Below are 19,845 nucleotides of genomic sequence, written 5' to 3'. Positions count from 1 at the left end.
TATTGTTGCAAATAGACACAAAATCAGTAAAGATACCGCTGGGCAGCGCAGCGGAAGGATTAGCCTTGTTTGGCCCGCAGGACAAGTATTTGCGACTTCTGCAGGAGCAGGTGGAAGCAACGATTGCTTCTCGCGAAGCGGAAATTGTCATTTCGGGACCGGCCGGCGAGGTTGATTCGCTTGAACAGTTCTACAGCGTCCTTTTGCAGCTCGTTCGTGGAGGTTACAACCCTTCCGAGAGGGATATCGCTTACGCCTTCGAGCTTGCAAGGAGCATGCAGGCGGAAGAGCTGCTAGACTTGTTCAAGAAAGAAATCGCAACGACGTTCCGCGGGAAGCCGATCCGCGTGAAGACGATCGGACAACGCCATTACGTGAAGACGATCCGCAAGCTCGATATCGTCTTCGGCATCGGGCCTGCCGGAACAGGCAAAACGTATTTGGCCGTCGTACTGGCCGTATCGGCTTTGAAGGAAGGCTCTGTCAAGCGCATTGTCCTGACGAGGCCGGCGGTCGAGGCCGGGGAAAATCTCGGATTTTTGCCGGGCGATCTTCAAGAGAAGGTGGATCCGTACTTGCGTCCGCTTTACGATGCGCTTCATGACGTGCTGGGGCCGGAACAGACGGTGAAAGCGATCGAACGGGGCATGATCGAGATCGCGCCGCTTGCGTATATGCGCGGCCGCACGCTCGACGACGCGTTTATTATTTTGGACGAGGCGCAGAATACGACTCCCGAGCAGATGAAAATGTTTTTGACAAGGCTCGGCTTCGGATCGAAGATGGTCATTACTGGCGATGTAACGCAGATCGATCTTCCAAGGGGTAAAAGCTCCGGTTTGATCGAGTCGCAGCGAATTTTGAAGAACATCGAGGAAATCGGCATAATTCAATTCTCTGAGCAGGATGTCGTCCGGCATTCGCTTGTTCAGAAAATTATTACGGCCTATAATTTGGACGCCGAAAACAAAGCCTAGAGAGGAATGTCTGCTGCATGAACCAAAATCAGACCGGAAAACAGGGGGGCTTGCGGCCAGCTAAGACGGCGGGTTGGAAGCATAGCGCAGCCGTTCGCTGGGCGCTGATGTTAATGTTTGTGCTGCTGTTCTATTTCAGCTTGGCTCCTCACGTCGTCCCCGAAACGTACGACATTGAGGAAGGCGCCGTAAGCGAGAAGGATATTAAGGCGCCTTTCCAGATTAAGGACGAGAAAGCAACCAGGGAAGCGGAAGAGGAAGCGGCGGCGAAGATTGATTTTATATATTCAATCGTGCCGCTTCGCAACGAAACGCTGGTTGATCAAATTTTTGTGCGTATCGAACAGCTGAATCAGGATGACCAGGTGACCGTTCAGAACAAAATCGATATTTACCGGAACGAGATTCCAGGCCGCTATTCCGAATACATCGACAATTTCGTCAAGGTCAACAAAGGAAGCGGGACTTACAACGACGAGCTTCTCGAGGAGATGGCGACGGTTGCCAAGGAGCAGGAATATACGATTCCTGAGGAAACGTTCTACAAAATACCGAATTTGTCAGCCGAAACTTTATCGGAGATGCGCCTGGTTGCCCGCGATATCGTCCGCAAGCTGACGAGCGAGCAGCTGCGCGAGGCGGAGACGGCACGGACGCAGGTAGCGGAGCTGGTGAACGCAAGCTCTCTGTCGAGCCGCACGAGCCGTGAAATCGTGCAAGAGCTGGCTAGGTTCGCGATTATGCCGAACAAGTTTTTGGACAAGACCGCAACGGACGAAGCAAAGGTTCAAGCGAAGCAGAACACGCCGCCCGTCGTCTACAAAGAGGGAGAGCTGATCGTCAAGCGCGGACAAACGATTACTCCCGATTTGTACAAGCTGCTTTCCGATTCCTCCCTGCTGCAGGACAAACAGAACTACTGGCCGCAGCTTGGGCTGCTTGTCATGTCGATCATGTTTATCGTTGTGCTGTACGCTTATTTGCATCAATCGGGGAGCATAAACGGGGTGAAGCCGAAATACAACAACGCTTCCCTGCTCATGCTCTGGCTTATCTTTTTGATCAATATTATTACGATTCAGATCATTTCGCTTACCCAGACGGACAGCGCTCCGTATGCCGGATATTTGGCTCCAGCGGCGCTTGGAACGATGCTGATTACGTTGCTGCTGGATATGCATCTGGCGATGGTCAGCTCGATTTTGTTCGCGATTATGGGCAGCATTATTTTGAACACAGGACAGCAGCAAATCTTCGATTTTCAATACGGCTTTTTCATTATCGCCGTATCGTTTGCCGCGCTGTTCTCCATTCACCGGGCAAGCCAGCGATCGACGATTCTGAAGGCCGGCATTATGGTGAGCTTATTCGGCTCTTTATCGGTGCTGGCGATACTGCTGCTTACCGAGCAGCTGGAGCGCGTTTCCTTTATGTATTCCATCTCGTTCGCATTTGCCAGCGGTCTCATAACGGCCGTTCTGGTCATCGGCCTGATGCCTTTCTTTGAAGTCACATTCGGCATCTTGTCGGCGCTAAAGCTGGTGGAGCTGTCGAATCCGAACCATCCGCTGCTGCGCAAGCTGCTGACGGAAACGCCGGGCACCTATCATCACAGCGTCATGGTCGGCAATCTTTCGGAAGCGGCGGCGGAAGCTATCGGGGCGGACGGACTGCTGTGCCGGGTCGGCTCGTTCTACCATGACATTGGGAAGACGAAGCGGCCCAATTATTTTATCGAGAACCAGTCGAATATCGAGAATCCGCACGACACGATCGATCCGAAGCTGAGCAAATCGATCATCGTTGCGCATGCAAGAGACGGCGTCGACATGCTGAAAGGGCATAATATTCCGAAGCCGATCCGCGACATCGCCGAGCAGCATCATGGAACGACCTCTCTGAAATTTTTCTATTACAAGGCGTTGAAGCAGGCGGAGGAGCAGGGCATCGAGCCATCCTTTACGGAGGACGACTTCCGGTATCCGGGCCCTAAAGCCCAATCGAAGGAAGCGGCGGTCGTCGGAATCGCCGATTGCGTGGAAGCGGCTGTCAGGAGCCTGCGCAATCCGACGGTGGAGCAGGTGGAAGCGATGATTCACAAAATCATTAAAAGCAGACTGGACGATAACCAGTACAATGAATGCGATTTGACGCTGAAGGAGCTTGACAAAATAGCGCAATCGCTGAAAGAAAGCGTGATTGGCATTTTCCATTCACGCATCGAATATCCGGAGGATGTCAAGGCAAAGGAGCGTATGGGATGAGCTTGCAGCTTGATTGGAGCAATGAGCAACAAATAGTGGAAATACCGGAAAGCTGGATCACGAGACTGGAGCAGCTGCTGAAGCTGGCGGCCGAGGAGGAAGGCATGACGGACGGCGACGTGTCTCTCACCTTTACGGATGACGAAGAGATTCATCAGCTGAACCGCGAATACCGCGGCATAGACAGGCCGACCGATGTGCTGTCATTTGCTATGCAGGAGGATGGAACGGAAGAGCTTGATATCATCTTCGAGGTTGAAAGCGAGGACGAGAACGACCCGATTTCCGGCATGCTGGGCGACATTATCATTTCCGTCGAGACGGCAGCCAGACAAAGCGAGGAATACGGACATTCGCTTGAGCGGGAGATCGGATTTTTGTTCGTGCACGGCTTTCTTCATCTGATCGGTTATGACCATCAGGACGAGGAAACCGAAGCAATCATGACGGCCAAGCAAGAAGCCATTTTGCAGAAAGCGGGCTTGTCGCGTTAATGAATAAGGTCATTCGCAGCTTTGGCGCCGCGTTTTCCGGTATCGGCTTTGCGATTCGGACGCAAAGTCACATGCGGGTTCATGTGGGAGCAGCCGTCGCCGTTTGCGGTTTAGGATTCATTGTGGAGCTGAAACCGCTGGAATGGACGGTCATTTTGCTGGCTATCACGGTCGTTATGAGCGCGGAAATGATGAATACGGCTATCGAGCAGGTGGTGGATCTGGCAAGCCCCGGCATTCATCCGCTCGCCAAGCTTGCGAAGGATACGGCCGCCGGCGCCGTATTGATAGCCGCGATTTTGTCCATCGTCATCGGGCTGCTTATTCTCGGGCCGCCCTTATGGCGTATGCTGTTTCAATAAACGCTGGTTGGGGGATATGTAAATGGCGTACAATGGATTGCAGGAACGATATGCCGGCCTGCTGGCTGCTGCGAAGGAAGCGATGGCGCGTGCGTACAGCCCGTATTCCGGCTTTAAAGTGGGCGCCGCGCTGCTGGACGACGAGGGACATATCCACTATGGCTGCAATGTGGAAAATGCGGCTTACGGCCCTACGAATTGCGCGGAACGGACGGCCTTGTTTCGTGCGGTAGCCGACGGCAAACGTCCGGGACAGTTCGATGCGATTGCGGTGATCGGCGATACTGAAGAGCCGATTGCCCCCTGCGGCGTTTGCCGGCAAGTATTAGTGGAGCTATGCCCGCCCGATATGCCGGTCGTAATGGGCAGCTTAAACGGGAAATGGTCGGTCTCGACCGTTTCCGATATTCTGCCGGGCGCATTTACCCCGGCATCTTTAGAGAATGGGAGCGCTAAACAATAGAATGAATCGAACAACAACCAAAGACCGCGATAACAAAAAATTCCGTTCGGGCTTTGTCGCAATTATAGGCAGGCCGAATGTCGGCAAATCTACATTGATGAATCATCTCATCGGCCAGAAAATTGCGATTATGTCGGACAAACCGCAAACAACCCGAAACAAAATCCATGGCGTTTATACGACAAACGATACGCAAATCGTTTTTTTGGACACGCCGGGCATTCATAAACCGCAATCCAAGCTGGGCAACTATATGATGCAAACCGCCGAAAGCGCGCTGAAGGAAGTGGAGGCCGCATTGTTTTTGGTCGATGTGTCGGAGGGGCTCGGCGGGGGCGACCGCTTCATTATTGAGCAGCTGAAAAAAGTGAAAACGCCCGTCTTCCTTGTCATGAACAAAATCGACAAAGTGGAGCCGGAGCAGCTTCTTCCAATGATCACACAATATAACGAGCTGTACGAATTTGCGGAAATTATTCCGATTTCGGCGCTGAACGGGAATAACGTAGAGACGCTGCTTGAGCAAATTTCACGTTATTTGCCTGAAGGGCCGCAATATTACCCGGCAGATCAAATTACGGATCATCCGGAGCAGTTCGTATGTTCCGAGCTGATCCGCGAGAAAATTTTGCATATGACGCGCGAGGAAATTCCCCATTCGATCGCGGTGACGATTGAAGATATGCGCGTAAAGGAAAACGGAGTCGTCTATATCGGGGCGGTCATTTTCGTCGAACGGGATTCCCAGAAAGGAATCATTATCGGGAAAAAGGGCGAGCTGCTGAAGGAAGTCGGAAAGCAGGCGCGTAAGGATATTGAAGCGCTGCTTGGCTCCCGCATTTTCCTGGAGCTGTGGGTTAAGGTAAAGAAGGACTGGCGCAATCAGGAACGTGTGCTGAAGGATTTGGGCTTCAGGCATGACTGAGCGGATTTGACGAATTTTTCTAAGGATAGACATCGGCCCGGTATCACATCCTAATAACGTCTGGAGCTGCATTTCAGGGGAACGAAAGGGATGAATACGAATGCGAGATTTTTCGTGGAAGTATTTTACGTTGACCGGGGATGTCGAATCCTTCATGCTTTACAAGGAAATGAATCAATTCGGCGCCGATAACGCCGCATCGCAGGCTGCAGCCGAGGAAGAGCCGGCTGGAGCGGAGCCGGACGAAGCTTCCGTCTGACCGGACCGATGCCATTATCGATTAGGCTGATATTCGTATAATACGAGGATAGACCGGCACTGCACTTGCTGCGGATTACAGGAATGTCGTCGCGAAACGGAAGCGCGCCTCGAGCGGAAGGAGCGCTTCCGTTTTTGCGTTCAGGGGGAGTGAGCTTCATGTTATACCGTGTCTTCGGAATTGTCATACGCAGCATGGATTACGGGGAAGGCAACAAAATCATTACCGTGCTGACCAAAACAAACGGGAAAGCGGGCGTCTTAGTCCGCGGGGCCAAAAAAGTAAAAAGCAAGCATTCTTCGCTATCGCAGCCCTTTACATACGGAGAATTCGTCTATTTCCGAACGAGCGGTCTCGGAACGTTAAATCACGGCGAAATTATTGAGTCCCATCATCATTTGCGCGAACAGCTGGATTTGGCGGCTTACGCTTCCTATGCGGCCGAGCTGACGGATCGTGCGGTACTGGACGACGAAGCGACCGGCTTTCATTTCGAGCAGCTGAATGCTTGTCTCAATGCGCTTGAGGAAGGGAAGGATGCGCAAATCGTCATTCACCTGTACGAAATGCGTATTCTCGACTTATCGGGCTACGCGCCAGAGATGGATGAATGCGTGAGCTGCGGCAACCGGGTCGGTCCGTTCAGGCTGTCGCCGCATGCCGGCGGAATATTGTGCTCCCGCTGCGCCGGGAAGGACAGCGGCTCCATCCTGCTTGGAGAAGGGGCATACAAGCTGCTGAAGCTGTTCAGGCGGATGGACATGCGCAGGCTGGGCAGCATTCAGGTGAAGCCGGAAACGAAAAAGGAATTGAAAAAATGCATGCGCATGCTGATCGACACTCATCTGGGCTTTCAGCTTAAATCACGTCATTTTCTCGATCAGCTGGAGCAACTGCTTTAATTGATAATTGCGAACTTCATTTTGTATGATGCGGATGAATATGATACGTTTGACATTTTGCTCAAAGAAGCATACAATAATTCATTATGAATATTGGGCAATGATGGAGAAAGTACTCGCAGGGAGTCGACCGTATTAGCGAGCCGGGACTAGTGGAAGCCCGGACGGACACTGCGATGAAAGGGCACTCCGGAGCCGTGTCGAACAAAGAGGGTTTGCTGTTAACGGGCGAACCAAGTAGGGTGGAACCGCGGGATTACAACTCTCGTCCCTACGTCTGGCAGCAGGCGTAGAGACGGGAGTTTTTTGCGGTTATAAGCGTTACATAATCGTGCCGTCGCCGGCCAGAAACATAATTAAAGGAAAAAGGAGAGGTCAACGATGAATTTTCAAGGAATGATTTTGACGCTGCAGCGGTTTTGGGCCGAACAAAATTGCATACTGGTTCAACCGTATGACGTGGAGAAGGGGGCGGGGACGATGAACCCTATGACCTTTCTGAGATCGATCGGACCGGAGCCGTGGAATGTGGCGTATGTGGAGCCGTCCCGCCGCCCGGCAGACGGACGCTATGGGGAAAATCCGAACCGGCTGTACCAGCACCATCAGTTCCAGGTTATTTTGAAGCCGTCCCCTGATAATATTCAGGAGCTCTATTTGGAGAGCCTTAAGCAGCTTGGCATTGACGCTTTGGATCATGATATCCGTTTCGTTGAGGACAACTGGGAATCTCCTACGCTGGGCGCTTGGGGACTCGGCTGGGAAGTATGGCTGGATGGCATGGAGATTACGCAATTTACGTACTTCCAGCAAGTAGGCGGCATAGACGCAAATCCGGTAGCCGTAGAGATTACGTACGGAATGGAGCGTCTTGCATCCTATATCCAGCAGAAAGAGAACGTGTTTGATCTGGAATGGGTGGAAGGCGTAACGTACGGGGACGTATTTAAACAGCCGGAATACGAGCATTCCAAATACACCTTTGAAACGTCGGACACGGCGATGCTTTTCACTTTGTTCAACATGTACGAAGAGGAAGCCAAGAAGACGATGGAGCAAAACCTCGTGTTTCCGGCCTACGATTATGTATTGAAGTGCTCGCATACGTTCAACCTGCTGGATGCGCGCGGCGCAATCAGCGTGACGGAGAGAACGGGTTATATTACGCGGGTAAGAAATTTGGCGAGAGCATGCGCATCGACCTACTACGAGGAGAGAGAGCGCCTCGGATTCCCGATGCTGAAGAAAGGAGTGAAGCAGAATGGCTAAGGATTTGCTGCTTGAAATCGGATTAGAGGAAGTGCCTGCCCGCTTCGTGCGCGGCGCGATGAACCAGCTAAAGGAAAAAATCGAAAAATGGCTGTCGGATTCCCGGATCGAGCATGGCGCAGTTGAAGCTTACGCTACGCCGCGCCGGCTTTCCGTGAAGGTGACGGAAGTAGCCGAGAAGCAGTCCGACATGAATGAGGAGGCAAAAGGGCCGGCCCGGAAAATCGCTCAGGACGCGCAAGGGAACTGGAGCAAGGCGGCACTTGGTTTTGCACGCAGCCAGGGCGTAGAGCCCGATCAGCTTTATTTCCATGAGCTCTCCGGCGTTGAATACGTCTATGCGCGGAAAAGCAGCATCGGCGCGTCGACGGCCGGCATTTTGCCGGAAGGGCTTGTCTCGCTGATCACCTCGATGTCGTTTCCGAAAAATATGCGCTGGGGCAGCCATGAGCTGAAGTTCGTCAGACCGATTCGCTGGCTTGTCGCCCTCTTCGGTTCAGAGGTGATTCCATTTGAAATTGCCGGCGTGCAGTCAGGAAAGGTGTCGAGAGGACATCGCTTTCTAGGTTCGGATGCCGTTATTGAGACGCCGTCGCAATATGTAGAGCGGCTGCGCGAGCAGCAGGTTATCGTAGACGTCAGCGAACGCGAGCAGCTGATCATTTCTCAAATCAAGCAGCTGGCAGCGGAGAAAAGCTGGGATATCGCGATTAAAGCAGATTTGCTTGAAGAGGTGCTGTTTCTGGTCGAGTATCCGAACGTTTTGTTCGGCGGATTCGAGCCTTCGTTCCTGAACATTCCGCAGGAGGTATTGATTACTTCCATGCGGGAGCATCAGCGTTACTTCCCTGTGTTTAACGGAGAGGGCGCTCTTCTGCCTTATTTCGTAACGGTCCGCAACGGAGATCTCAGATCGCTGGACCTAGTAGCAAAAGGAAACGAGAAGGTGCTTCGCGCCAGGCTGTCGGATGCCAAGTTCTTCTACGAAGAAGACCATAAGCTGACGATTGATTATGCGCTTTCCAAGCTTGAAAATATCGTCTATCACGAAGAGCTCGGATCGGTAGCGGACAAAGTAAGACGAATCCGCGCGACTGCCGATCTGCTCAGCAGCCATTTGCAGCTTGGCGGCGAGGTGTCGAACGATGTCAGCAGGGCTGCAGACATTTGCAAATTTGACCTCGTATCGCAAATGGTTTATGAATTTCCTGAGCTCCAGGGCATTATGGGCGAGGATTACGCCCGCAAAGCAGGAGAGCGCGAGGAAGTGGCGAAAGCCATTAATGAGCATTACCAGCCGCGTTTTGCCGGCGACCGCGCACCTTCCGGCCTGACCGGAGCCATCGTCAGCTTGGCCGACAAGATCGACACGATCGTTGGCTGCTTCTCGATCGGCATCGTGCCGACTGGCTCGCAGGATCCGTACGCTCTTAGAAGACAGGCTGCGGGCATCGTGCAAATTATTTTATCGCATTCCTTGAAGCTGCAATTGAGCGACCTGTACCAGATTGCGCTGTCCGTACATGAAGGCCGCGGACTGAAGCGCGATGCGGCGGAAATTCGCAAGGATCTGTCCGATTTCTTCGCGCTTCGCGTTAAGAACGTGCTGTCCGAGCAAGGCGTTCGTTATGATGTCGTGGACGCCGTCATGGCTGCCGGCTTTGCTGATTTGAGCGTAACGATCGACCGCGCATCGGTTATTCAAACTTTTGCGGCAGGCGAAGACCGTGCGGAGTTCAAGCTGACGGTAGAGCAATTCAACCGCGTAAGCAATTTGGCATCGAAAGCGACGACAACTTCGGTACAGCCATCCCTTTTCGCTGAGCAGGAGGAAAAGGAGCTCTATGGGCAATGGGTGAAACTTCACCCCGTGTTCACCGAAGCGGTCGGGCAAGGGGAAATCGCAAAGGCTTTACAAACGTTGACCTTGCTTACGCCATACATTCATACGTATTTCGAGAAAGTGATGGTTATGTCGCCGGATGAAGCCGTTCGGACAAACAGGCTGGCTACTCTGTCCGGCATTGCCGCCGACATCGCGCAAGTCGCCGATTTCTCCAAGCTGGTGTGGTAAGGAATTATTCAGCTTTTCGAAATTAAGAGTGTCAGGGGGATGACGGACTATGGCTAACGTACATTCTGAAGTGATTGTATATGTTGTTTCCGATGCGGCCGGCGATACAGGAGAACTCGTCGTGCGTGCGGCGATCGCGCAGTTCCATCCGATTAACGCGGATATCCGCAGAGCTCCCTTCATTACCGATGAAGCCGGACTTCTGCGGATCGCGCAGCAAGCAAAGCAATCGGATGCGATCGTACTGTATACGCTAGTCATCCCGCACCTGCGCGACAGCATGCGGAGGCTTTCCGAATCCAACGAAATCGTTGCCATCGATTTACTCGGTTCGTTTATCGAAACGCTGGAAATGCGCACGGGACGCAAATCGAGGCAAGAGCCGGGACTTAATCACGTACTTGACGCGGATTATTTCCGTAAGGTGGAGGCTGTCGAATTTGCGGTCAAATATGACGATGCAAGAGACACCTCCGGCGTGCTGAAAGCCGATATCGTATTGGTAGGTGTCTCGCGCACCTCCAAAACGCCATTGTCGATGTATTTGGCCCATCAAAAATATAAAGTCGCCAATGTGCCTCTAGTACCGGAAATTAAACCGCCGGATGAGCTGTTCAAGCTTCCGAAGCGCAAAGTGATCGGCCTCACGATCGGCGTGCCATATTTGAATACGATCCGCAAAGAGCGTTTGAAGGCGCTTGGTCTGCCGAATAATGCATCCTATGCGACTACGGACCGTATTGAAAAGGAACTTCAATATGCCGATACAATAATGAGGAAACTGGACTGCGTCGTTATTGACGTGTCCCACCGCGCCGTTGAGGAAACGGCAAGCCTTATCATGGAGTACGTTAAAGTGCCGTAAAAGCCGAAGGCAGGATTTTTTCCAGATTTGCCGTATATAATAGTACAGGTCAAGCGTAAATCGGCTGTGACCGTCTCGTGGCGGAATAGCCGATTTCGCTGTATGAATGATCGTGCGCCTATACGCGGGAAGGGAAAGTGCCTAAGGTCCTACAAATTGGATATGAGCGGTGGTCGATTTATGCGGAAAGAACAGCCGACAATTGTCGTTGATGCGGACGCATGTCCGGTAAAAGCCGAGATCGGGGAAGCCGCGAGACAGTTTTCGGTCCCCGTCTTAATGGTTGCGTCACACGATCATCGCCTGTCGCCGCAGGAAGGCGTTGAGGTTGTACAGGTGGACCGCAGCAATCAGTCGGTTGATTTGTACATCGTTAATCACATCGCACGCGGCGATATCGTCATCACGCAGGATTTCGGACTGGCCTGCATCGCGATCGGGAAGGGTGCCGTCGTATTATCGCCGCGCGGAGAGCAGTATACGGATGATAATATCGATTACTTGATGGAGCGCCGGCATGAGCTTGCCAAACGCCGCCGTACCGGCGGCAAGACAAGGGGCCCGAAAGCGATGAATCAGACGGATCGCGATCGATTTCAACAAAAGTTGACAAAAGTTTTGCTTGGCGAGCAGGAGAACCATGACGCATAGCGAATATTATTTACGTGTTACTAGGATGAAGGTGATGAACGATGACATACGGTAACAAAATACCGGAAGAGGTCATAGAGGCGGTTCGCAAGCATCATGACATCGTAGAGACGGTCGGGAAGTACGTTCATCTCACGAAGCACGGCAAATATATGAAGGGGTTATGTCCGTTCCATTCGGAGAAAACGCCCTCGTTCACCGTGACGCCGGAGCTCCAGATTTACCATTGCTACGGCTGCGGAAAGGGCGGGAACGTGATCCGTTTCGTAGAGGAAATGGAGGGGTATACCTTCCCTGAGGCTGTCCGGGCGCTTGCGGTGGAAGCGGGAATTCCGGTCACCTGGGGGCTGCCTGAGGGTGGAAAGCATTCGCCGCAGGATGCGGAACGGACGAAGATGATTGAAGCGCATGAGCTGTCGATTAAGCTTTACCATCACATTTTGAACAATACGAAGCAGGGGCAGGCCGCTAAGCAGTATTTGCGGGATAGAGGATTAAGCGATAAGCTGATCGATCACTTTATGCTCGGCTACGCACCTGAAGAGTGGGATGTGCTGGCAAGGTTTTTGACAAAACGGGGCTTTGATCCTTCCTTAATGGAAAAAGCCGGCTTGCTGTCGGCGAAATCGGACGGGAGCGGACATGTGGACCGTTTTCGCAACCGCATTATGTTTCCGATTTGGGACCGTGAAGGGAAAGCAGTCGCGTTCGCGGGCCGTATCATCGGCGAGGGACAGCCGAAATATTTGAATACGTCGGAAACAATGCTGTTTACGAAGAGCAGGACGATCTACAACTTGCATTATGCGAGGCCTGCAATCCGGAAAAGCAAGCAAGCCGTTTTGTTCGAAGGCTACATGGATGTCATCAAATCCTGGAGCGCCGGCGTGAAGAACGGAATTGCCACGATGGGCACCGCTTTAACGGACGAGCACTGCGCTATTCTCCGGCGGCAGGCGGAAGAGGTGATCCTTTGCTATGACGGCGACGATGCCGGACAAGCCGCCGCTTTCAAGGCTATCCCAATGCTTGAAGGCTCCGGACTTAAAGTGTCCGTGGCTATGCTGCCGAGAGGCAAGGATCCGGATGATTATATAAGTGAATACGGACCGGACGAGTTTCTTAGAACCGCAATGGACCAGCCGGTGTCGGCCGTAAAATTTAAGCTTATATATTCAAGAAAAAACCATATACTGCTAAAAGAAGAAGGCAGGAAAAATTATTTGCTCGAAGCGGTTGAAATCGTTGCGGAGCTTGATTCATCGACGGAACGCGAGATCTACCTGAAAGAATTGTCCCGGGAGTTCGACATCTCGCTTGACTCCTTGAAGCAGGACTGTCACAACAAGCGGCAGGAGCTCCAAAAAAAGAAGCCGCAGGGGGATAATAACGACAATTCGTGGAATAATGGTAGGAATGAAAAGCCCAGAAAGTCTGGATTGCCGACGCTAAGGCCCGCCTTCGTCAACGCCGAGCAAAGATTGCTTCATGTGATGATGCGCGACCGTGAAGTGGCGCAAACGGTGCACGAACGGTTAGGCGACGCTTTTAACGTAGAGGCGCACGCAGCTATTGCAGCTTATTTATTCGCTTATTATGCAGAAGGCTGCGATCCGGACGCAAGCAGGTTTATCTCGACGATTAATGATGAAGAGCTGGAACGTTCCGCCATTTCGATCCTCATGATGGACAGCGCTCCTTATTTGGATGAAATAACGCTGGATGCCTATATCCAAGTTATTATTAAAGCGCCGCGTTTCAGGGAGCTGGAACAAAGGAAAGAGCAAGCGGAGCGCAGCGGCGACGCATTATTGGCAGCACAAACGATAAGTGAGATTATAACCCTAGAGAGACAGCTTAAGGCCGGACTGGACGATCGTATCTAGGGGGGAGGGAGTCGGAATATGGCGAATGATCAACATACTGAACTAGATACGGAACAAAAACTAGATCATGTCAAGGATCAATTGATCGAACAGGGCAAAAAGAGGTCATCCTTAACCTACAAAGAAATTATGGAGAAACTGTCTCCGTTCGATCAGGATCCCGAGCAAATTGACGAGTTTTTCGAGCAGCTCGACGATTTTGGAATTGAGGTGCTGAACGAAAACGACGAAGACAATCCACTTGCGGCGGGCGGGGACGAGCAAGAACGCGAGCAGGACGACTTCAATTTCGATGATGATCTCGCATTGCCTCCAGGTATCAAAATTAACGATCCAGTTAGAATGTATTTGAAGGAAATCGGCAGGGTACCGCTGCTATCGGCAGACGATGAAATCGAGCTGGCTCAGCGGATCGAGAACGGCGACGAAGAGGCGAAGCGCAGGCTGGCCGAAGCGAATTTGCGTCTCGTGGTCAGCATTGCGAAACGTTATGTCGGAAGAGGGATGCTGTTCCTGGACCTCATTCAGGAAGGTAACATGGGCCTGATTAAAGCCGTAGAGAAATTCGACCATCAAAAAGGGTTCAAGTTCAGTACGTATGCGACTTGGTGGATCCGTCAGGCCATTACGCGCGCGATAGCTGACCAAGCCCGGACGATTCGGATTCCGGTTCATATGGTGGAAACAATCAATAAACTGATTCGCGTTTCCCGTCAATTGCTACAAGAGCTGGGGCGCGAACCGACACCGGAGGAAATTGCGGCTGAAATGGAGCTCAGCACCGAAAAGGTTCGTGAGATTATGAAAATCGCACAGGAGCCTGTTTCGCTCGAGACGCCGATCGGGGAAGAAGATGATTCTCACCTTGGAGATTTTATCGAGGATCAGGAGGCGCTTGCCCCAGCCGATGCGGCCGCTTACGAGCTTCTGAAGGAACAGCTGGAGGATGTGCTTGATACGCTGACAGAAAGAGAAGAAAACGTGCTGCGCCTCCGGTTCGGTTTGGACGACGGCCGTACAAGAACGCTTGAGGAAGTAGGCAAGGTGTTTGGCGTTACGCGCGAGCGGATCCGTCAAATCGAAGCCAAAGCACTCCGCAAGCTTCGCCATCCTAGCCGCAGCAAACGGCTGAAGGATTTCCTGGAATAGAACTGACTACGACCTTACTGCTGCTGCAGGGAGGTCTTTTTTCTAAGCAAACGGACAGCTGTCATATGACACCGAAAGGATTAAGTGCGACTATGGATCAGGATCGCCGTCAAATTATCGTAAAAGAAATCGGACATTGGCGGCGCAGTAAGCTGCTGCCGGATCAATATTGTGATTTTCTGCTGAACCTGTACGCCGATCAGGATACTTGGCAGGATGCGGAGAAGCATGACGGCTCCATCGGCAAAGCGATAGCGGCCGTTCAAAAGGCGACGGGTAAACAATGGTTGCTTACATTTGGAACTTTTACCTTAATTTCCTTTGTTGTGCTTTATTTTAACGAATTTCATCCGCTATTGCAAATGGCCGCAATCCTCGGCCCAGCCGCCATTTTATTATGGACGGGCGGGCGTCTGCGCGCAAGGAACGAAGCAGCCGGCTTGTCCTTTGTCAGTATAAGTATGCTGCTGCTGCTTGGCGGGGGATTATATATGTTGAATTTGCATGGGCTGGACCGCTGGGAATGGAAGACGGGGCTGCTCGGCTTAAGCGCACTGTTCTGGATCGTCTACGGAATTGCCGCGAGAATCGCCGCTTTGCATCTATGCGGCTGGCTGGCCGCAATCCTTGTGTATGCATGGATGCTGTCCCATTATATGATCGATTCGAAGTGGTTTGAAATTCAGCTGTATTGGCTGCCTTTATCTTGTTTATTCGGCTGGAGCAGCTGGTTCGTACATAGATGGTCGAAGTCCGTGTCGGCGGTATTGTTCGTCACGTGCCTGCTGCTTTGGTTTATGCCGGAGCTTTATGCTATGATGTTCGACGATGCGGTTTTGCGGCTTCAGCTTCAGCTGCTCGTAAAAATAGGCGTTGGCGGGATATTATTATTTTCAATGCGAAAACAATGGATGGTGTGGGTTATATAATGTTAAAACTTTCGAATCGTCTGCAAACGATCGCAAATTATGTCACAGCCGGCTCAACCGCAGCCGACATCGGCTCGGATCATGCGATGCTGCCCGTTTATCTTCTTCAATCAGGGAAATGTCCAAGCGCGATCGCGGGAGAGTTAAATGCCGGTCCTTTCGAAGCGGCCAAAAAGCAGGGAGCCGATGCCGGCTTGTCCCACCGCTTGTCAGTCCGGCAAGGCGACGGCTTGCAGGTACTGCAGCCCGGGGAGGCGGATACGGTCACGATCGCCGGAATGGGCGGCAGCCTGATGAGTGAAATTTTGGAAGCCGGCAGGCAGGCCGGCAAGCTTGAAGGCGTTAAAGAGCTTGTGCTTCAGCCAAACGTTGGAGAATCTAACGTCCGCGAGTGGCTGCTTGCTCAAGACTGGTATTTGGCCGGCGAGTCGATACTGGAGGAAGACGGGAAAATTTACGAGGTACTGCACGCCGTCAAAGCGCCCGATGCCGCGGATCGAAATAAGCAGCTGTACAACGGAGATTTTTTGCCTATTCCGCGTCCGCAAGAAGTGAAAGAGGTTGTTTTGAAGGCGATGGGACCTCATTTGCTTCGAGCGCCTAAGGCGGTGCTGGCGAAAAAATGGCGCCACGAGCTAAACAAGCTGGCCCGTATTTGCGCTCAGCTGGCGGAGTCGGATCTGCAGGAATCCGCTTTGAAGCAAAAGCAATTCCGCGAAGAGATCAGCATTATCGAGGAGGTTTTGCAATGTTTGCCCATGGACAAACCGTCGTACAATTGATGGAGCAGCTGGCTCCGAAGCATTATGCGGTCGAAAATGATAAAATCGGCCTCCAGCTCGGAACTTTGCATAAGCCTGTCAAAAAAGCGCTTGTGGCACTCGATGTTACGGATGAAGTCGTTGACGAAGCGATCGGCATCGGCGCCGATCTTATTATCGCGCATCATGCTATCATCTATCGCCCGTTAGCGAAGCTGGATACGTCTACAGCCGCCGGAAAATTGTATGAGAAGCTGATCAAGCACGATATTGCCGTCTATATTTCGCACACCAACCTGGACGTTGCAGACGGCGGGATTAACGACTGGCTGGCGGATCAGATCGGAATCGTGCCGGAAGGGCGCCAGTGCCTGGAGGAAGTGCATACGGATAAATTGTACAAGCTTGTCGTATTTGTTCCCGAGAGCCACCATGAGCAGGTGCTGGAGGCGTTATGGCGCTCGGGCGCGGGTGAAATCGGCCATTATTCCAATTGCAGCTTTAACATTAAAGGGACGGGTACCTTCGTGCCCGGACCGGGTACCGATCCTTATCTCGGAGCGCACGGAAAGCTGGAAAAAGCCGACGAAATCCGGATTGAAACGATCGTCCCTTACAGCGTTCACCGGAGAGCGGTGCAAGCGATGCTGAAGGCGCATCCTTATGAAGAAGTCGCTTACGACCTGTATCCAGTTGATTTGAAAGGACGCTCCTTCGGTCTGGGCAGGGCAGGCAAGCTTGCGAAGCCGCAAACGCTTGGCGAGCTGGCCGAGGCCGCGAAGCAGGCGTACGATGTGCCTGCAGTCCGGGTAGTCGGCCCGCTCGACCGTATGATCCGCAAGGCTGCAGTGCTGGGCGGCTCGGGAGCCAAATATGTCCGCCATGCAAGCTTTGCCGGCGCAGACGTGCTCATTACCGGAGATATCGATTATCATACGGCGCATGACGCGCTGGCGGCCGGCATGACGATTATTGATCCCGGTCACAATATCGAGAAGGTGATGAAGCAGCGGGTGGCGGATTGGCTGAACAAGCAGCTTGAAAGCGGCAAGTACGAAACGACTGCGGTCGCTTCGACCTTGAATACGGAGCCTTTTACTTTCATATGATATTTTGGCAGCCGTTTCAGGGTTGAGCTTTTGTAAAATACCTTGTATACTTAATCGTGCTACGGAAAGTTTGACAGACAATCGCTGGCGGCCTCGTTGCCGCGAGAGGAAAGTCCGGGCTCCACAAGGCAGGATGCTGGATAACGTCCAGTCAGCGCGAGCTGAAGGATAGTGCCACAGAAATGGACCGCCGATGGCCGGCTTCAAGCCGGCACAGGTAAGGGTGGAACCGTGGTGTAAGAGACCACGAGGAGCATAGGTGACTATGCTCCTGGTAAACCCCATCTGGAGCAAGACCGAGAGGACGCGGCAGCCTTGAGCTGCAGCCTTCGCCTGAGGCGCGTCCGGGTTGGTTGCTGGAGCCGTGCAGCAATGTACGGCCTAGATAGATGATTGTCGCTTCCTCGTGGGAGGGTCGTTCCCGATTGAACCACTAGAAGTACAGAACCCGGCTTACGGCAAGCTTTCCACACGACGATCAAGCAAAGAAAAGGACTATTCGAGCAGCGAGCCGTTGCTTCCGAATAGTCCTTTTTATGCTGGATCTCCAGCCGACGGCCTCAGCCGTTTATGGTTTATTCATGATCTGCCGCGATGCGGGAAAGCTTGCGTTTGACTCTGTCGGGGTATGTCTGCAGCGTACCGCCGAAGGAGGAAGCGGCTTGAAGCGCTTTGTCCACGTCAATTTCGCCGTATCCGAAGTAAATATCTTTGCCTTCCTCGCCAAGGTCGACGGCCGATTTTCTCATTATTTCCATTACTTCTACATTAGACAGCTCGGGATTTACCGAACGGATCAAGCCGGCTAACGCTGCAACATGGGGGCTGGCCATTGAAGTGCCGGATAAGGCGGCATACTGGCTGCCCGGGTAGGTGCTGGCAATACTGTCGCCAGGCGCCGCGACATCGATATAATCTCCGAAATTGGAGAAGGAAGCTTTTTCTTTATTGCTGTTCGTTGCAGCGACGGCGAATACTTCGGGGTACGCGGCAGGGTAGCCCGGACGCTCGGTATTATCGTTGCCGCTTGCTGCAATCAATACGACATCGCGTTCATAAGCGTATTTGATTGCATCATGCAGAAAATCGGCTTGCGCATAGTTCCCTAAGCTCATGTTGATTACTCTGGCACCATGATCGACCGCCCAGATGATCCCTTGAGCGACGGAATAAGTGGAACCGGCACCGCTGCTGTCGAGAACTTTTACCGGCATAATTTTATTGTACCAGGAAACGCCGGCGACGCCTTCCCCATTGTTGACCGCTGCCCCGATAATTCCCGCCACATGGGTGCCGTGGCCTACATCGTCATTTGGAGCGAGACTTTCGTCAACGATGTTGACTCCTTCGATTAGCTTGTCCTGAAGATCCGGATGGTCGTTTTGTACACCCGTATCCAGCACCGCTACGATGACTTGCTCGTCACCCTTGGAAATATTCCAGCCCTTTTCCGCTTCGATGGAAGGAAGGTTCCATTGATATTTGGAATACAGGGCATCGTTCGGAACGATTGAGTCCCCGGTCTCATTCGTCAAATACAAATAATGCGGCTCCGTATATTCCGTTTGCCATTTTTTCTTGAAGTAAGGAATAAGCTGATCGGTTTCCATGTCCTTGGAACGGAACACATAGGTATCGCCGATTTTTTTCATGGATTCGGCTCGGATATCCTTTTTCACCCGATCGAGCTCGCTGGCCGTCATCGGCTTTGCGAAATGAACGACGACGTCGCGCACATGGTAATGGCTCGCGTTCCCGTTATCCTCGCCCGTACGAACGGTTGTGTCGGTCGTAGAATTTGGCTTTACGGATTCGATTTTGTAATTACCTTCCGCCGGATAAGGAATCAGCCTTAAATTTCTCATTTGATGATTTTCAACTGATTTGACGATATCCTGTTTGATGACGCCGACGACTCCGATTCCGGCATGTTGACTGTCGGGCACGCCAAGCACCATATAGCGGCTTCCTTTGTCATCCGTAAAAGCAGGCGATTCGTATTTCGCCCCTTTCGCAACCTGCGCTTTGGCCTTCGCGACGAGGTCTTCTGCGGTTTTGTTTTTGGTGGAAGGCAGTGTGCCGCGATCAACGCTTCGTGCTCCCGAAATCCAGCTGACATAATGCATATGCATATGCTCTTCCATCAGCTTCCCGATCGTCCCGTTTGCCTTCGAGCCGGAGCTTCCCGTAGCTCTCATCAGATTTTGAAAATCCTTTGTGCACTCCGTCACGCACAGCATGGCGGTTGCATTCATGTCGTTTTGCACGGCGGCGAGTTTCATTGTTTTCTCTCGTTTGGCGGAAAAGCTTGCGCTTTGAGGCGCTTTTTCCGCCTCCTGGCGGTGCTTAGGCGCAAACCAAGGCGTTGTCGGTATTAACAATGCAGCCAGGGCAATGATCGTTAAAGCTCCAATCCATTTTCTTCCCATGCGGTAAAACCTCCAGTGAGCTTTCTGTAAGTAAGCTTTGAGTCTAATCCATAGGTTCGGGCTGAAGGCTTGAAATT

18 protein-coding genes and 1 other RNA gene are annotated in these 19,845 nt (G+C 52.3%); 18 read left to right on the top strand and 1 reads right to left on the bottom strand.

The genetic code is table 11. The annotated features are described in order from the left end of the window. Nucleotides 1-2 precede the first annotated feature (2 nt). The 18 genes from KP806_RS06005 (at nt 3) to rnpB (ending at nt 17,810) form a co-directional block, all read left to right on the top strand. Nucleotides 3-977 carry a PhoH family protein gene (locus KP806_RS06005; protein WP_397376363.1) on the top strand — a complete coding sequence of 325 codons (975 nt, stop codon included), beginning with the start codon at nt 3-5 and terminating at the stop codon, nt 975-977. A 17-nt stretch (nt 978-994) separates the two neighbouring features. Beyond that, nucleotides 995-3,241: an HD family phosphohydrolase gene (locus tag KP806_RS06000; RefSeq protein ID WP_224722666.1), complete on the top strand. Its 2,247-nt coding sequence runs from the start codon at nt 995-997 to the stop codon at nt 3,239-3,241. Then, a complete protein-coding gene (ybeY, locus tag KP806_RS05995; RefSeq protein ID WP_224722665.1) occupies nt 3,238-3,735 on the top strand; it encodes an rRNA maturation RNase YbeY in 498 nt (165 codons plus the stop codon). The genes KP806_RS06000 and ybeY overlap by 4 nt, the downstream gene beginning before the upstream one ends. Continuing rightward, nucleotides 3,735-4,097: a diacylglycerol kinase family protein gene (locus tag KP806_RS05990; RefSeq protein ID WP_224722664.1), complete on the top strand. Its 363-nt coding sequence runs from the start codon at nt 3,735-3,737 to the stop codon at nt 4,095-4,097. Before ybeY ends, KP806_RS05990 begins: the two co-directional genes overlap by 1 nt. 22 nt (nt 4,098-4,119) lie before the next feature. Then, nucleotides 4,120-4,560, top strand: coding sequence for a cytidine deaminase (cdd, locus tag KP806_RS05985; RefSeq protein WP_224722663.1), 441 nt, complete (start codon nt 4,120-4,122; stop codon nt 4,558-4,560). 1 nt (nt 4,561) lies between these two features. Continuing rightward, entirely contained in the window at nt 4,562-5,485 is a 924-nt protein-coding gene (era, locus tag KP806_RS05980) for a GTPase Era (protein ID WP_224722662.1), read from the top strand. A gap of 100 nt (nt 5,486-5,585) precedes the next feature. Then, entirely contained in the window at nt 5,586-5,744 is a 159-nt protein-coding gene (locus tag KP806_RS05975; RefSeq protein WP_224722661.1) for a YqzL family protein, read from the top strand. A gap of 158 nt (nt 5,745-5,902) precedes the next feature. Further along, nucleotides 5,903-6,646, top strand: a complete 744-nt coding sequence (gene recO, locus KP806_RS05970) for a DNA repair protein RecO (protein ID WP_224722660.1) — start codon at nt 5,903-5,905, stop codon at nt 6,644-6,646. 381 nt (nt 6,647-7,027) lie between these two features. Continuing rightward, nucleotides 7,028-7,915, top strand: a complete 888-nt coding sequence (gene glyQ / locus KP806_RS05965) for a glycine--tRNA ligase subunit alpha (protein WP_224722659.1) — start codon at nt 7,028-7,030, stop codon at nt 7,913-7,915. Beyond that, nucleotides 7,908-9,989 (top strand): glycine--tRNA ligase subunit beta, encoded by a 2,082-nt coding sequence (gene glyS, locus KP806_RS05960; RefSeq protein WP_224722658.1) that lies wholly within the window; start codon nt 7,908-7,910, stop codon nt 9,987-9,989. The genes glyQ and glyS overlap by 8 nt, the downstream gene beginning before the upstream one ends. A gap of 49 nt (nt 9,990-10,038) precedes the next feature. Beyond that, the gene (locus tag KP806_RS05955; RefSeq protein ID WP_224722657.1) at nt 10,039-10,854 is read left to right on the top strand and encodes a pyruvate, water dikinase regulatory protein; all 816 of its coding nucleotides are present in this window, start codon (nt 10,039-10,041) and stop codon (nt 10,852-10,854) included. 180 nt (nt 10,855-11,034) lie between these two features. Further along, a complete protein-coding gene (locus KP806_RS05950; protein ID WP_224722656.1) occupies nt 11,035-11,505 on the top strand; it encodes a YaiI/YqxD family protein in 471 nt (156 codons plus the stop codon). Nucleotides 11,506-11,546: 41 nt separating this feature from the next. Beyond that, the gene (gene dnaG / locus KP806_RS05945; protein WP_224722655.1) at nt 11,547-13,391 is read left to right on the top strand and encodes a DNA primase; all 1,845 of its coding nucleotides are present in this window, start codon (nt 11,547-11,549) and stop codon (nt 13,389-13,391) included. An 18-nt stretch (nt 13,392-13,409) separates the two neighbouring features. Then, a complete protein-coding gene (gene rpoD, locus KP806_RS05940) occupies nt 13,410-14,540 on the top strand; it encodes an RNA polymerase sigma factor RpoD (protein WP_224722654.1) in 1,131 nt (376 codons plus the stop codon). A gap of 92 nt (nt 14,541-14,632) precedes the next feature. Further along, complete coding sequence (locus KP806_RS05935; protein WP_224722653.1) at nt 14,633-15,469, top strand: hypothetical protein; 837 nt, start codon at nt 14,633-14,635, stop codon at nt 15,467-15,469. After that, nucleotides 15,469-16,251, top strand: coding sequence for a tRNA (adenine(22)-N(1))-methyltransferase (locus KP806_RS05930; protein WP_224722652.1), 783 nt, complete (start codon nt 15,469-15,471; stop codon nt 16,249-16,251). Before KP806_RS05935 ends, KP806_RS05930 begins: the two co-directional genes overlap by 1 nt. Then, nucleotides 16,218-17,339, top strand: coding sequence for a Nif3-like dinuclear metal center hexameric protein (locus KP806_RS05925; RefSeq protein ID WP_224722651.1), 1,122 nt, complete (start codon nt 16,218-16,220; stop codon nt 17,337-17,339). Before KP806_RS05930 ends, KP806_RS05925 begins: the two co-directional genes overlap by 34 nt. Nucleotides 17,340-17,404: 65 nt before the next feature. After that, nucleotides 17,405-17,810, top strand: an RNA gene (gene rnpB, locus KP806_RS05920) — RNase P RNA component class A. 104 nt (nt 17,811-17,914) lie between these two features. Here the strand turns inward: rnpB and KP806_RS05915 are convergent. Then, nucleotides 17,915-19,768, bottom strand: coding sequence for a S8 family peptidase (locus KP806_RS05915; protein WP_224722649.1), 1,854 nt, complete (start codon nt 19,766-19,768; stop codon nt 17,915-17,917). Between the last annotated feature and the right edge of the window lie 77 nt (nt 19,769-19,845).

This window comes from Paenibacillus vietnamensis (assembly GCF_020169515.1).
In the GTDB taxonomy this organism is placed as follows: Bacteria; Bacillota; Bacilli; order Paenibacillales; family Paenibacillaceae; genus Pristimantibacillus; species Pristimantibacillus vietnamensis.
The sequence above is the reverse complement of the archived record's forward strand: the minus strand, read 5'-3'. Positions and strand labels throughout refer to the sequence as shown.